This window comes from Parasphingorhabdus sp. DH2-15 (genome assembly GCF_051668705.1).
Taxonomy (GTDB): Bacteria; Pseudomonadota; Alphaproteobacteria; order Sphingomonadales; family Sphingomonadaceae; genus Alterisphingorhabdus.
This window is the reverse complement of record NZ_CP196351.1, coordinates 1,681,136-1,695,716: the sequence shown is the minus strand read 5'-3', so window position 1 is coordinate 1,695,716 and position 14,581 is coordinate 1,681,136. Positions and strand designations below refer to the sequence as shown.

13 protein-coding genes are annotated in these 14,581 nt (G+C 49.7%); 6 read left to right on the top strand and 7 right to left on the bottom strand.

Going from position 1 to position 14,581, the window contains the following annotated elements:
• Complete coding sequence (locus tag ACR9YC_RS07855; RefSeq protein WP_438726029.1) at nucleotides 1-1,158, top strand: DUF1501 domain-containing protein; 1,158 nt, start codon at nucleotides 1-3, stop codon at nucleotides 1,156-1,158.
• Nucleotides 1,159-1,165: 7 nt separating this feature from the next.
• Here the strand turns inward: ACR9YC_RS07855 and ACR9YC_RS07850 are convergent, their stop codons facing one another.
• A complete protein-coding gene (locus ACR9YC_RS07850) occupies nucleotides 1,166-2,665 on the bottom strand; it encodes a CpaF family protein (RefSeq protein ID WP_438726026.1) in 1,500 nt (499 codons plus the stop codon).
• Between the two features lie 175 nt (nucleotides 2,666-2,840).
• Here ACR9YC_RS07850 and ACR9YC_RS07845 point away from each other — a divergent pair, with 175 nt between their 5' ends.
• The 3 genes from ACR9YC_RS07845 to ACR9YC_RS07835 all read left to right on the top strand — a co-directional run bounded on the left by ACR9YC_RS07845 (nucleotide 2,841) and on the right by ACR9YC_RS07835 (nucleotide 5,433).
• Nucleotides 2,841-3,788, top strand: a complete 948-nt coding sequence (locus ACR9YC_RS07845; RefSeq protein WP_438726023.1) for a DMT family transporter — start codon at nucleotides 2,841-2,843, stop codon at nucleotides 3,786-3,788.
• A gap of 97 nt (nucleotides 3,789-3,885) precedes the next feature.
• Complete coding sequence (locus ACR9YC_RS07840; RefSeq protein ID WP_438726020.1) at nucleotides 3,886-4,545, top strand: class I SAM-dependent methyltransferase; 660 nt, start codon at nucleotides 3,886-3,888, stop codon at nucleotides 4,543-4,545.
• Nucleotides 4,546-4,557: 12 nt separating this feature from the next.
• Nucleotides 4,558-5,433, top strand: coding sequence for a lysylphosphatidylglycerol synthase domain-containing protein (locus ACR9YC_RS07835; protein WP_438726017.1), 876 nt, complete (start codon nucleotides 4,558-4,560; stop codon nucleotides 5,431-5,433).
• Here ACR9YC_RS07835 and ACR9YC_RS07830 read toward each other — a convergent pair.
• The gene (locus ACR9YC_RS07830) at nucleotides 5,376-7,286 is read right to left on the bottom strand and encodes a hypothetical protein (RefSeq protein WP_438726015.1); all 1,911 of its coding nucleotides are present in this window, start codon (nucleotides 7,284-7,286) and stop codon (nucleotides 5,376-5,378) included. The genes ACR9YC_RS07835 and ACR9YC_RS07830 overlap by 58 nt on opposite strands.
• A gap of 131 nt (nucleotides 7,287-7,417) precedes the next feature.
• Between ACR9YC_RS07830 and ACR9YC_RS07825 the strand changes: the two genes are divergently transcribed.
• A complete protein-coding gene (locus tag ACR9YC_RS07825) occupies nucleotides 7,418-8,401 on the top strand; it encodes a glycosyltransferase family 2 protein (RefSeq protein WP_438726013.1) in 984 nt (327 codons plus the stop codon).
• A gap of 29 nt (nucleotides 8,402-8,430) precedes the next feature.
• On the opposite strand, the gene ACR9YC_RS07820 is transcribed toward ACR9YC_RS07825, so the two are convergent.
• From ACR9YC_RS07820 to ACR9YC_RS07800, 5 genes are all read right to left on the bottom strand, one after another.
• A complete protein-coding gene (locus tag ACR9YC_RS07820; protein WP_438726011.1) occupies nucleotides 8,431-8,688 on the bottom strand; it encodes an ATP synthase F1 subunit epsilon in 258 nt (85 codons plus the stop codon).
• A gap of 35 nt (nucleotides 8,689-8,723) precedes the next feature.
• Nucleotides 8,724-10,169 carry a F0F1 ATP synthase subunit beta gene (gene atpD, locus ACR9YC_RS07815; protein ID WP_438726009.1) on the bottom strand — a complete coding sequence of 482 codons (1,446 nt, stop codon included), beginning with the start codon at nucleotides 10,167-10,169 and terminating at the stop codon, nucleotides 8,724-8,726.
• 21 nt (nucleotides 10,170-10,190) lie between these two features.
• On the bottom strand, nucleotides 10,191-11,060 hold the full coding sequence (locus ACR9YC_RS07810; protein ID WP_438726007.1) for a F0F1 ATP synthase subunit gamma: 870 nt from the start codon (nucleotides 11,058-11,060) through the stop codon (nucleotides 10,191-10,193).
• A gap of 101 nt (nucleotides 11,061-11,161) precedes the next feature.
• The gene (gene atpA, locus ACR9YC_RS07805; RefSeq protein WP_438726005.1) at nucleotides 11,162-12,691 is read right to left on the bottom strand and encodes a F0F1 ATP synthase subunit alpha; all 1,530 of its coding nucleotides are present in this window, start codon (nucleotides 12,689-12,691) and stop codon (nucleotides 11,162-11,164) included.
• 6 nt (nucleotides 12,692-12,697) lie between these two features.
• Nucleotides 12,698-13,267: a F0F1 ATP synthase subunit delta gene (locus ACR9YC_RS07800; protein ID WP_438726003.1), complete on the bottom strand. Its 570-nt coding sequence runs from the start codon at nucleotides 13,265-13,267 to the stop codon at nucleotides 12,698-12,700.
• Nucleotides 13,268-13,515: 248 nt separating this feature from the next.
• On the opposite strand from ACR9YC_RS07800, the gene ACR9YC_RS07795 reads away from it, so the two are divergent.
• Complete coding sequence (locus ACR9YC_RS07795; RefSeq protein WP_438726001.1) at nucleotides 13,516-14,547, top strand: bifunctional transcriptional activator/DNA repair enzyme AdaA; 1,032 nt, start codon at nucleotides 13,516-13,518, stop codon at nucleotides 14,545-14,547.
• The last annotated feature ends 34 nt before the right edge of the window (nucleotides 14,548-14,581 follow it).

The window sequence follows — 14,581 nt, the reverse complement described above, 5'->3', positions numbered from 1 at the left end:
ATGACATTAGCTCGCAGAACATTTCTCGCCAGTCTGGGTGCAGCGGCATCTCTAACGCTTGTTTCTCCAACTGTATTGGCAAGGACAGCTGGCTCAAAAAAACTGCTATTCATTATCCAGCGCGGCGCGGCTGATGGTCTGGCGCAATTAGCACCCATTGGTGATCCGGCATTTGCAGCGCTCAGGCAAAAATTTGTTGAAGAGGCGCAGCAAGGCAGCAAGCTGGATAGTATGTTTGCGCTGCACCCGTCTTTGTCGCGCATGGCATCCTTATATCGCCGAAAAGAGGCATTGTTTGTGCATGCCACAGCGTCAACATATCGCGAAAGATCCCATTTTGACGGCCAGAATATTTTGGAAACCGGCGGCGAGCGTGCTTATCAGTTTAAATCTGGATGGCTTAACCGTTTGGCTGACCAGCTGGTAAAGCGAGATGCTGGAGCATCGGCTTTGGCTATTGGTGATGGTTTGCCTGCTGCACTGCGTGGAGATTTTGCTGCAGCGAGTTTTCGTCCCAGCAATATGGCCGACCCAGCTGCAGATTTTCTGGATCGTGTAGGCCGACTTTATGGTGACGACCCAATGCTCGCTAGTAATTTGCAAAAGGCAGTTGAGGTTTCGGCGCTTGCAGGGGAAAGCAAAGCGATCAAGAAACGGGATTATGCAGGCTTGGGGGCGTTGGCGGCCAAACTCATGCGTGGGCCACAGGGTGCCGATATTGCAATGATTGAGTCAAATGGGTGGGATTTGCACGCGCAAGCGCAGTTTCGCATGGGTGTGCAACTCGATAGAATGGACCAAATGGTTGACGCTTATCAGTCCGCTATGGGCCAAGAATGGCGCGATACATTGGTGATTATAGCAACAGAATTTGGCCGTGCCGCTGCCATTAACGGAACGGCAGGCACTGACCATGGCACTGGCGGCATGATGTATATGCTAGGTGGTGCTGTAAATGGCGGCCAAATCATTTCTGATTGGCCAGGTCTAAGGCAGAATGATTTGCTCGACGAACGTGATTTGCGACCGACCTTATCTCAAGAAGCAATTATCAGTGACAGCGTTGCCGCACATTTTGGTTTAGACCCTGTCAGGACACGCGGGAATCTCTTCCCCCATGTCACGGACAGGCTAAAAACCCCGCAAATTATCGCTTGATATTGTCTTAAAGACAGGCATCGAGGAAAGGCTGATCAAAGCCATATTGGCGTGCTTTTTCAAGCGTATAAGGGCGCAGACCAGTTGAGCGATATTCACCGATAATTTTGCCATCGGCGCTCTCGTCAAGATATTCAAATTTGAACAACTCTTGCGTCACGATCACATCACCTTCCATGCCGATAACCTCGGTAATATTGGTGGTGCGGCGTGAACCGTCACGCAGACGTTTCACCTGGACGATCAAATCAACAGATTCAGCAATCTGGCGGCTAATCGCTTCTTTCGGGATCTTAATGTCACCCATCAAAATCATGTTTTCCATACGGCCCAGACACTCACGCGGATTGTTGGCGTGAAGCGTACACATGGAGCCGTCATGGCCCGTGTTCATAGCAGCCAGAAGATCGAAACATTCCGCGCCACGAATCTCACCAAGGATGATCCGGTCAGGACGCATACGCAGGGCGTTTTTCACAAGGTCACCAATGGTGATCGCGCCTTTGCCCTCAAGGTTGGGCGGACGGGTTTCCAAAGGCAGCCAGTGCGGTTGTTGCAAGCGTAATTCCGCAGCATCCTCAATCGTCAACACGCGTTCGCCAGGGTCGATCATTTTCGACATGGCGTTCAGCATGGTCGTTTTACCAGAACCCGTACCGCCTGAGATAACCACATTGAAACGGCATGCGCCTGCGATTTTCAGCGCGGTACACATTTTTTCCGACATTGAGCCGAAGCCCTTCATCATGTCGAGTGTGATCGGACTGTCGGAGAATTTACGAATAGAGATCGCAGTACCGCGCAGGGAGAGGGGCGGGATAATAACGTTAACCCGGCTACCATCCTTCAAACGAGCATCGGCAAGCGGTGTGGTCTGGTCAACACGGCGGCCGACCTGGTTCACAATACGCTGGGCAATTTGCAGCAGATGTTCTTCATCGCGAAACTGAATAGGCGCGATAGTGAGCTTACCCTTTTTCTCAATATATGTCTGTTCAGGGCCATTGACCATGATGTCAGATACATCTGAATCAGATAGCAATTCTTCCAAAGGACCAAAGCCAAGCAGCTCGTCAATCAGAACCTTTTCAAGCGCAAATTGCTCACGCCGGTTTAGCGTCAATTTTAGATCGGCCAAAACCTCCATGATGATAGGGCGAAATTCTTCTGACAATTCATCTTTGGTAAGGGTTGCAGCAGCTTCAGGATCAACCCGCTCAAGCAAGCGCGGTAAGACCTGTTCTTTAATTTTATGAACCGAAGCCTCAAAACCTTCTGCCTTTGGCGCTTCTTCATTAAGAGCATTGGCACGGTCGGTAAGCCGCGTCATCGCATCTTCTTCAACCGGAGACTGGCCAGGCAATTCGGCAGCACTGGCTAGAGCAATTTCTTCGTCCTGCTCAACCTCTTTCTTTTCTTGTCCGCCGCCCTGCATAGGGCGTGCAACGCCAAAACTTGGTCGTTGAGAACCGGCTCCCATTCCATTTTTTCGTCCAAATGCGCTCATATCTTATTCCCTGTGATCGCCCTGACTCAGGCGGTCATAAAGCCAATATTCGGTGTCTGATTAAGGTAAATAAGACAGAAACTTTTATAATATCCTAACGCGCACAAAGGATTTTTGGTTTGATTTGGATAATAATCAACTTGGTTTCAATTGTAACCTCTGCCAATAGGCTAGGATGAAAAATCACGACGAAGCAGATAATATCGATAGCTCGTTACAAACAGTCGGACAAACATCAGCGCGAAATAATATAGGTGCGGCATTGATGACGACCATGGCTGGCTTTGCTCTGTTATCTACTGGAGACTCCATTATTAAATCTGTTGCAGGCCAGTGGCCTAGCACATCTGTTGCTGCGCTGCGTTTTCTATTGGGCGCAATCGGTCTTGGCCTTTTTCTGTACATTCGGCAGGGAAGAGAGGGCTTCATATTGCCCATGCCATTTCATCAGGTCGCCCGCGGCTTCTGTCTTGCTGTCGCTACGGCTGCATTCTTTGCAAGTATATTCCTTATGCCGCTGGCTGACGCTACGGCGATTGTATTTATCAGTCCGGCGTTAACGTCTCTCATATCTGCTATAGTTTTGGGAGAGAGAATCCCGAACTATGTTTGGCACACTATAATGTTGGCGCTAATCGGTGTGATTTTGGTTCTGCGACCAAATTTTGCTGATCTTGGTATAGTGGCTGCACTCCCTTTGGTGGCCGCGTCGGCTATGTCTTGTTTGATGCTGTTAAACCGCAAAGTTGCCGGCAGTGGGTCAGTCCTGCTCATGCAGTTTCTGTTGGCGCTGTTTGCGGCACCTGTTTTGATTATAGCCAGCGTGATCGGTCACTTTACCGGGCTTCCTGCTTTGTCGGTCGATATTCCTTCAGTAAATGTCATATTGGTATGCACTATTGTCGCGTTTACGGCATCAGCCAGTCACGCTCTAATCTATTTGGGCACGACCAAGGCCAGTGCCTCCACCGTCGCGCCAACAACATATATTCAGCTTATAGTCGCTCTAACCCTAGGGGCAGTTGTGTATCATGATTATCCTGACATCCAGTCCTTAAGCGGGGCAGCGCTGATTATTCTGAGCGGTCTTTACCTTTGGCGTAGAGGTAATGCGGCGGGCTGAATTATAGGGCATATTTTGATGGGTAAATTCGGCACACATTAGAATTTTGTTAACCATGCAAATCTATAACTGTTTCATCAATCGATGGAGCCTTTGCATGCAAGCTATCAAACAGCATTATATCAACGCCGCGCATTTCACGGGAAGCAGCGGTGCTGTTCGTTCGTTCAGCGACAGTGCAAAAGCCCAGTCAGCCTATGGCTATCGCCGCTGGATGGCATCGCTTTTCGCCATTTATAACACCGAAAAGATGGTCGAACTTGACCTGCCATGGTGGAATGTTGCTGCGACACAGAAAGTTGAAGAATTTCTTGCTTCAAGAAACGCCCCAACAGTTTTTGAATATGGCGCTGGCGCCAGTACAATATGGCTTTCGCGCCGTGCTGACACAGTGACCAGTATAGAGCATGACGCTCAATGGCATCGACGGTTTCTGGCAATGATTAATGGTCAGTCCAATATCCAGTTACAACACCGTGCTTTGGGTGATGCTGGTTCTTCTGATGCTTATGTTGGCGCCATTGAAGAAACGGATGCTCGCTATGATCTGATTGTGGTTGACGGGCGCCATCGCAGTGCTTGTTTGCACAGAGCAATGTCACACCTCAAACCCGGCGCAATGGTTTTGTTCGATGATAGTGGCCGCGGAAGATACCGTGAAGGCATTGCACAAAGTGGGTTGGTGGAAGAGAGGTTTTTCGGCCGTTCATTCTGTGTGCCTTATCCCGATTATACCAGCCTGCTGACATACCCTTAAGGGCGTGAATTGATGCTTTCGCACCCTGTAATAAAGGTGGCGGCAAAAGTCGTTGGCGCAGTTCTGCTCGCACTCAGCCTAATCTATATATGGCAAAAAGCGGGCGCATTGTTAGCGTCTGTTTCAGCCGACGACTTCACCTTATCGATGCTTTGTATTCTGGTATCGGGCGGCGTGGTTTATGGCGCTTTACTGGCATTTTTGGCAATTGCTTGGGCCAAAACTGCCAATGCTCCAGCAACTATTACACTGTCCCAAATTTTCGCTATTTATGGCCGCGCTGTTTTGGCCAAATATCTGCCTGGCTCTATCTTTCAATATGCCTCACGGCAGCTATTTGGCGCGTCTAAGGGCTTGACCCAGAAAGATATGGCAAAGGCTTCATTGCTGGAAATCATCCTGCATATTGTTTGCGCATCTGTTATTGCTGCTGTGACACTGATTATCAGTGGTTCCGCGATAATGGTCGCCATATTGGCCTTAGCTATCTGTACTCTGATATTGATGCTTGGTCGACATCGGGCGCATATTTCCTATGGTGAAGCATTGGCTCTGCAATTGTTATTCTTCGGCGGCTTTGCGATGATTGTTATGATGGCCGCTTTGTCGATCGGCACAAATCTTCCTGACGCAATGGTCATGACAGCTATTTTCATGATCGCTTGGATCGCTGGTTTTGTCGTACCTTTGGCTCCGGGAGGAATTGGCGTACGAGAGGCCGTTATCATCGCTTTGGGAGCCAATATCGCACCGGGCGAAACTTTGCTGCTCTTCGCTGCGCTCACGCGTCTTATCACTCTGCTGGGTGATGTTTGCTTTGGTTTGAGCAGTTATTGGGTGACTTTCACGGATGCACGGGCGAAAAGGCAGGCATCTTTCAAACAGTAGTTTTCACGCCATTGATCGTCATTTGCCAGCCGTGTTTGTAAGGCTTCAAAGCTGTGTGCATGAAGATGGCGAGAGAGATAAATCCAATCAATATTGACAGGGATGCTTTGATTTTCTCCGTCAAAAAAGCGCTGTGCGGCTGCGATCTTGTCCACAGCATTGGTGTAATCGGTTGTGCGCAATGAGGCAGGGATTGTCCGTCCCGCGATAATGGGCACCCAAGTATCATCGCCGCCACCGGCCAGTTCAGGTGGCTCCGGATATTGCCATATCATGGCATCTTTCGCGCTGACTTTTGAAAGATGCTCCAGCACAGCCATATCATCGGCAGCAATATGGGTTAGCCAGATTGGACCTTTTCCGCCGTGCCACATGGCGCGCATATAGGCGCTGGGCAAAGCGCATAAGGTGCAGATAAGAATGAAGCTGGCTGCTGTAGCAGGTTTTATCTGTGCATCGTTATTGTTACCGACCATCCACCCAAGCGCTATTGTTGCACCAATTGCAGGCAGGAATGTTGCCCTTAAGCGGATTTCCCGTCCTAATCTGAGGTTATCCATAAAGGCTTCTGGCAATATACAGGCGAGCAAGCCAATGATTGTTAAAATGATAGCAAATATCAGCAGCCTATCATCAAGCACGGATTTTGTGCTCTTGGCCCAGCGATTGATCATGGCGATACCCAATATCAATGCAGGACCAAAAATAGTGACGATCCTGACAAAAGAATCGATAAAGCGGTACCAATAAGGGTCTTCGGAAGCAGGCTCGACAAAAACAGGGCTGGCGATGGAATTACCGCCAAAGCCGGGGTCAAGTATCGATAACCAGAAGATGATGGCAATGGACGCGATGCCTACCAACGCTGTCTCAGCAACAGTCTTTTGCCAGCTGTCACGCCGCAAACTCAGTAATTGCAATATACCATATATGATAAGACACAATGCGCCGAATAGCGTGGAGAGGGCACCGGCAGCGGCTAGGGCGGATAAGGCCAATATGTGTGCAGCACTATAAGATTGTCTGCCCGGCAAATAGCAAATTATGGCCCAAGCCATTAAAACAGATGCCATCAATGTGTGTTGGGGGATATATAACCCCATTGAGATCAATATCGGACCGTCAGGCTGTATCACAGCGATATATTTTGCCATGCTCACGCCGGTAGTGAACCATTTTAAGGTACCGCTAAACGCAAATAGGATAATCGCCAAACTGCCTAATATGCCAGCGCGCCAAGGTGATGCCCCACTTTTGCGCACCAATCCATAAAGCAAAGTCCAAAAGATCGCAGTGACGATGGTGTTGGACCAATATAATGCCGCAAACGGGTCGCCATCAATGGCCGCAACCGTGCCGGGCAACATATAGAATAGCCAATAATAATTGAGATCATTACCGCCACCAAAAATGTCTTTGGCTGGCAAGCCAAGATTGGTGACAGCATTGACATGACCAAGATGTTTGAACCAATCAGCATTATACCAGCTATGTACTGCCAGAGAGCCATCATCTTGGGGAGCAAAACCGATATGAAAAACATAGGCTGATAGCGATATGGCACAGATGGCGGGCAGAAAAGCCTGCCACTCCCAATGTGGGAGCATTATTTTTTGGCCTTTGCCGCGATATATAACCACTGCAATGACAAATGCCGTCGCTAATAATGGGAACCATGCACCAATGCCACCGGGTATGAGCATGGCAATGATAGCCGCCAATAGCAGCATTGAGACAATAGAGGCGGCTGCACATGCTGTTACATAAGCAATATCATGGCGATGACGCAGAGCAATGAATATACCCGGCAATGCAAGCCATAGAGCGACAAGAGATGTTGTGAGAAGGGTCATATCAGGCCAATGCTGCTCCGCAATGTCATTCGCTTTGTGTAACGTGTGTGATTAATTAACGCGGTTAACGAATTCTATACGCATGGCTTTTATCGCTGAACCTGTAATCAGCATAGAGGCAAAGGCAAATTATGTCGCAGCAATATTCCAAAACCGAATGGCAAACGGATCAGGTGCAGATATCGGTTGTGGTTCCGTTTTTTAACGAGGCTGAAAGCCTGCCGATTTTGCATGAGCGCATAACCGGAGCATTAGAGGCTGAAGGAGCCTCTTTTGAGGTAATCTTTATTAATGACGGCAGCACGGATGATAGCGAAAAGGCTATCCAGAAAATCCAAGCTGCTGATCCCCGCATTCGCTTGCTCGCCTTTCGCAGGAATTTTGGCAAATCTGCAGCTTTGTCTGCGGCTTTTCAGGTCACCAAAGGTGATATTGTGATTACCATGGATGCTGATTTGCAGGATGACCCGAAAGAATTGCCGCGTTTAATTGCCCGTATTCATGGCGGTGCTGATGTGGTTTCGGGCTGGAAGCAGGTGCGCAATGACCCTGTCGACAAAACACTGCCATCAAAATTGTTCAATGCCACGGTTAACAAAGCATTTGGCCTAGAGCTTAACGACCATAATTGCGGTTTTAAGGCGTATCGTGCCGAAGCTTTGAAAGAGCTTAACCTTTACGGCGAATTGCACCGTTTTATCCCGGCATTGTTGCATGCACGTGGATTCAAGATCGAACAAATTCCCGTTGAGCATCATGCACGGCAATTTGGTAAATCAAAATTCGGTGCTGAACGGCTCATTAAAGGCGCTTTGGACCTTATGACCGTGTGGCTGACCACGCGCTATGGCGCGCGACCCTTGCATATGTTTGGCGGGGCAGGGATTATCTTTGGCGGCTTGGGCGCTGTAATACTGACCTATTTGTCCGTGCTTTGGCTATTGGGCTTTGGGCCGATAGGCGACCGGCCATTGCTGCTTTTTGGCATGCTGCTGGCCTTGTTTGGCAGTCAGCTTGTTGGCGTTGGTTTACTGGGTGAACTTATTCTGTCACGCACGATTGACGAGCGCGACAAATATGCTTTGCGCCGAGATGCAGCTGCTAAAGAACTGTAAGACTGAGAATATATAAAGGTTAGAGCGCGTTAGTCGTTAACGCGCTCAGCCAAGATGGTCAGGCCTTTGTCATTCACTTCGGCAAATCCACCCTCAATCGCAATCTCGACAGGAACTGCGCTTTGCGTGGAAAAAACCGAGACAGTGCCATTGCTGATGGTGGACATGAAGGGCGCATGGCCCTCAAGCACACCAAAATCGCCTTCACTGCCAGGCACTTGCACCATGTAAACATCTTCCGAACGGACGAGTTTCTCTGGTGTTACGAGTTCAAAATGTAGTGCCATTAATGGCTCCCAAATGCTTTAAGGCCAGCTTTTGCTTAGGCTGCTTCCGCTGCCAATTGCTTCCCTTTTTCAATCGCGTCTTCAATGCCTCCAACCATGTAGAAAGCAGCTTCTGGCAGATGGTCATACTCGCCATCAACAACCGCTTTAAATGATTTGATGGTATCTTCCAGATCGACAAACTTACCAGAAATGCCGGTAAAGACCTCTGCAACGTGGAACGGCTGAGACAGGAATTTCTGGATTTTCCGTGCACGCGCAACGGTCAACTTGTCTTCCTCTGACAGCTCATCCATGCCCAAAATAGCAATAATGTCCTGCAATGATTTATATTTTTGCAGAGTAGATTGAACCGCACGCGCTGTTTCATAGTGCGTTTCACCAACAACGCGTGGCTCAAGAACACGCGAGGTTGAATCGAGCGGGTCAACAGCAGGGTAGATACCCAGCTCTGAGATTGCACGGTTCAAAACAGTGGTCGCGTCCAAGTGGGCAAAAGATGTTGCCGGTGCAGGGTCGGTCAAGTCATCGGCAGGAACATAAACGGCCTGTACCGATGTAATCGAACCTTTGTTGGTTGATGTAATACGTTCCTGCAATGCACCCATATCGGTCGACAGGGTAGGCTGATAGCCCACAGCAGAAGGAATACGGCCCAGAAGCGCGGACACTTCAGCGCCGGCCTGTGTAAAGCGGAAGATATTGTCCACGAAGAACAACACGTCCTGACCTTCCTGATCGCGGAAATATTCAGCGATAGTCAAACCGGAAAGAGCAACACGGGCACGCGCTCCAGGAGGCTCGTTCATCTGGCCATAAACCAGCGCCACTTTTGAACCTTCGGAAACAGCATTGCCGTCAGCGTCTTTTGCAATAACATCGGCGTCTAGGAATTCGTGATAGAGATCGTTCCCTTCACGTGTCCGCTCACCAACGCCAGCAAACACCGAAGTACCACCATGGCCTTTTGCGATGTTGTTGATCAGCTCTTGAATAAGCACGGTTTTACCAACGCCAGCACCGCCGAACAGGCCGATCTTACCGCCTTTTGCATAAGGTGCGAGCAGGTCGATAACTTTAATGCCGGTTACCAGAATCTCTGATTCGGTAGATTGATCAATAAATGCAGGTGCTTCTGCGTGAATAGGAGCCGTTGCTTTGTGACCAATAGGGCCACGCTCATCAATAGGCTCACCAATAACGTTCATGATGCGGCCCAGTGTTTCAGGACCAACAGGCATAGCGATCTGGCTTCCGGTATCACGGACTTCCTGACCACGGACCAGGCCTTCTGTTGCATCCATTGCAATGGTGCGGACTGTATTTTCGCCCAGATGCTGCGCAACTTCAAGAACAAGACGCTGACCGTTATTGTCGGTTTCCAGCGCGTTCAAGATTGACGGAAGTTCGCCTTCGAAAGTCACATCGACAACGGCGCCGATGATCTGGCTAATGCGGCCTGCTACATTTGTGTTTGCCATGGGTCTTAGTCCTTATCTGACTTACAGCGCTTCGGCGCCGGAGATGATTTCAACGAGTTCGGTGGTGATCGCGGCCTGACGGCTGCGGTTATATTGGATAGTGAGACGATTGATCAAATCACCCGCATTGCGCGTGGCATTGTCCATCGCCGTCATCGAGGCACCTTGCTCGGATGCAGCAATTTCAAGCAGTGCGCCAAACAATTGCGTTTTCACAAAGCGGGGCAGCAATTCTTCGAGAATTTCCTCTTCGCCTGGCTCATATTCAACGATTGAGCCGGTCTGCTGTGCTGCTTCCGGAGTTGGGACAGGGATGAGTTGCTGCACTGTTGGATCCTGCACCAGTGCCGATTTGAAAGTTGGGTAAACCAGATGCGCAACGTCGAACTGGTTATCAGCAAAGAGCGCTATCAAATCATCAGCGATGTTGGCCGCTTCCTCAAAACCGGGGTAGCGGACAGTAGATGTATCGAAATGCTTGGCGATCTGGCTTTCAAAAACGCGCTTGATAGGGGCACGGCCCTTTTTACCAACCAGATAGAAAGACACTTTTTTGCCATCAGCTTCCAGTTCGCGTGCCTTCAAGATCGCAGCACGGACAATGTTGGAGTTCAAACCACCGCACAGGCCTTTATCGGTATTCACAACAACCAACAGATGATGTTGGTCTCCGCCATTGCCTGCCAGCAATTTGGGCGCGCCATCACCTGATACCTTGCTGGCCAATGATGACATCACACCTTCTAGGCGCTCTGCATAGGGACGTGCAGCCTCAGCCGCAGCCTGCGCACGGCGCAGCTTTGCAGCAGCAACCATTTGCTTGGCCTTGGTGATCTTTTGGGTGGATTTGACCGACCCGATCCGGTTTTTCAGTTCTTTAAGACTGGCCATATTCTTCCAAAATCTCCGTTAGGGCTGAGCCTGTCGAAGTCCGTCTCTCATTATGAGAAGCACCCCTTAACACGTTCAGGGCTAACGGATGTTTTCCTAGCTTATGCGAATTGCTTGCCGAACGTATCAAGTGCAGCCACCAATTTGTCTTTGGTTTCGCCCTCAAATTTCTGACTGCTGCGAATATCGTCCAAAATGTCCTGATGCTCGCTACGGATGAAGGACAGCATCGCTGTTTCATATTCGGTAACGCGGTTAGCATCAATGCTGTCCAGATAGCCGCTTGTGCCAGCAAAGATAGAGACGGTCTGCTCTTCAAAAGGCAGCGGGCTAAATTGCGGCTGTTTCAACAATTCTGTCAAACGCGCACCGCGGTTTAGCAGTTTTTGCGTTGAGGCATCAAGGTCAGAACCAAATTGCGCAAAGGCCGCCATCTCACGATATTGCGCCAGTTCCAATTTGATGGAGCCGGAGACTTTCTTCATCGCTTTTGTCTGCGCGGCAGAGCCAACACGGCTAACCGACAGGCCAACGTTAATCGCTGGACGGATACCTTGATAGAAAAGCTCCGTCTCAAGGAAAATCTGACCGTCAGTAATCGAAATCACATTGGTAGGAATATACGCAGAAACGTCGCCGGCCTGTGTTTCGATGATAGGCAAAGCGGTCATTGAACCAGCGCCATTATCTTCATTCATCTTCGCTGCACGCTCAAGCAAGCGAGAGTGAAGATAGAAAACGTCACCGGGATAGGCTTCACGGCCCGGAGGACGACGCAGCAACAATGACATTTGACGATAGGCAACAGCTTGCTTCGACAGATCATCATAAACGATCAGCGAGTGCATGCCATTGTCGCGGAAATATTCACCCATGGTGCAGCCGGTATAAGGTGCCAAAAACTGCAAAGGTGCAGGCTCGGACGCTGTCGCAGCGATAACAATGGAATATTCCATCGCGCCATTTTCTTCCAGCTGCTTAACAATCTGTGCAACGGTCGATCGCTTCTGGCCGACAGCAACATAGATGCAGTAAAGTTTCTTATTCTCATCATCAGAATTGTTGACGTTTTTCTGGTTGATGAAAGCATCAATAGCGACAGCCGTTTTACCGGTCTGACGGTCACCAATGATCAATTCGCGCTGGCCGCGGCCAACAGGGACAAGAGCGTCAATCGCTTTCAGGCCGGTTTGCACAGGCTCATGAACCGATTTACGCGGGATGATGCCCGGCGCTTTGGTCTCAACGCGGCGGCGTTCGGTTGCTTCAATTGGGCCTTTGCCATCAATTGGGTTGCCAAGACCGTCGACAACGCGTCCCAAAAGACCTTTGCCAACCGGAACGTCCACAATGGTGCCGGTCCGCTTAACAGTGTCACCTTCTTTAATCTGCGCATCAGAACCGAAAATAACGACACCAACATTATCCGCCTCAAGGTTCAGCGCCATGCCCTGAACACCGTTGGAGAATTCGACCATTTCACCGGCCTGCACATTGGCAAGGCCATGCACACGAGCGATACCATCACCAACGGACAGAACCGAGCCGACTTCGGACACGGTTGCATCTGTGCCGAAATTGGCGATCTGGTCTTTAATTACTTTTGAAATTTCTGCGGCGCGAATGTCCATTGTGATTTAGCCTTTCATCGCTTGGGAAAGCGTGTTGAGACGCGTTTTAATACTGCTGTCGATCATTTGGCTGCCAATTTTGACGACCAAACCGCCAAGAATGTCAGGATCAACATGTTCTGAAATAATAACTTTACGGCCAGAATGGCTTTTAAGTTGAGATGCTATTGCTTTGCGCTGGTCGCTGTTCAGAGCAAAAGCACTGGTGACATCAGCGTGGATCTCACCGCGACTATCTGCTGCCAACTGTTTGAAGGCAGTGATAACCGCAGGCAATTTTGCCAAACGACCATTTTCAGCCAGAACACCGAGGAAGTTGGCAGTTACTGGCTGCAACTTCATGGATGTTGCAATGCTGCTCATCACTGCCTGTGCTGCTTTGGCTGAGACAGTTTGCGCCAGCAAAAGGTTGCTGAAATCTTCGCTATAATTGGCACTATCCGCCGTGGACAGCTCCTCAAGTGCGGAAAGGTCTTTCTCAACCGATTCGATAAGAGTCTGTTCACGCGCCAAACCAAAAAGCGCGCTTGCGTATCGCCCTGCTAGGCTGGCTTGTATGCCGCTGGAATGCTCCACGGTCTCACTTTCCTGTTACCGGCCCATATTGGACCTGCTTTATAATAATAGGGTGCGGTGAATAGCTATAAAAACATCGCGATTGGCGCGGCTGCTAGCACTCCTAATTCGGCATTGCAAGACAGGCAATGCGCATCTTGACCAATCTTCTGCAAAGCGAGCGGTTAACTTGTTTTAAGTGCAGAAAATTATGTTTGATGACAAGAAACGGGATGCGATGTTTGTTGAACAGCTTTAAGCCTAATGTCATGGCGACGAAAATATCAGATAATGACGCTTGGCAAGCCGTTGAAAAGCGCAGCAAGGCCCATGATGGACAATTTTTTACCGGCGTCTTGACGACGGGTATTTATTGCCGGCCATCCTGCGCAGCCAGACACCCCAAAAGGCAGAATGTGCGATTTTTTGAATCCTGCGAAGCTGCACAAGCATTTGGGCTGCGGCCCTGTAAGCGATGTAGACCGGACTCGATCGCGCGGGACCATGCAGCGATTATGAAGGTTATTGCCATCATCAATGCCGCAGATTCTGTTCCAGCCTTGCAATTTCTGGCAGAGCAAACCGGTTATTCGCCATCGCATCTGCAAAGACTTTTTAAGCGTGAGACAGGATTGTCGCCAGCAGCTTATGCGCGGGCGCGGCGTTCGCAAAACGCTCAGGATCTTTTGGCCAAGTCGAAATATGTTACGGATGCTATTTACGATTCAGGCTATGGCGCCCCGTCGCGTTTTTATTCCGAAAATAAAGGGAGATTGGGTATGAAACCGAGCATTTGGAAAAATGGCGGTGCAGGTGCGCATATCTATTGGACCATTGCGGACACCAATTTAGGGCCCATGCTGGTTGCTGCTTCTGATCAAGGTGTTTGCCGTTTGTCCTTTGGTGAGAATGAGGGTGCTTTGTATGCTCGCTTTCCGAAAGCGATTTTGAGCGAAGGTGACGAGGAATTCTCTGCCTTGGTAAAGCGGGTTATCGATGCGGTCGAACAACCCGGTGAGGCGCATCATATTCCACTGGATGTGCAAGGGACAGCTTTTCAGGAAGCTGTGTGGAAGCAATTGCGACTGATCCCTCCAGGAGAAACCCGCAGCTATGCCGAATTGGCAGCTGCCGTGGGGCGTCCCAAAGCCTATCGCGCTGCTGGCTCTGCTAATGGGGCCAATAATATTGCCGTGCTGATACCTTGCCACCGCGTCGTCGCCAGTGATGGCGGTCTGGGTGGATATGCCTATGGTTTAGAGATCAAGCAAAAGCTGCTCGATGCTGAACGTAAGGCATAACTTGATCGAAATCGCAGCCGGTGCGATGCGCGTG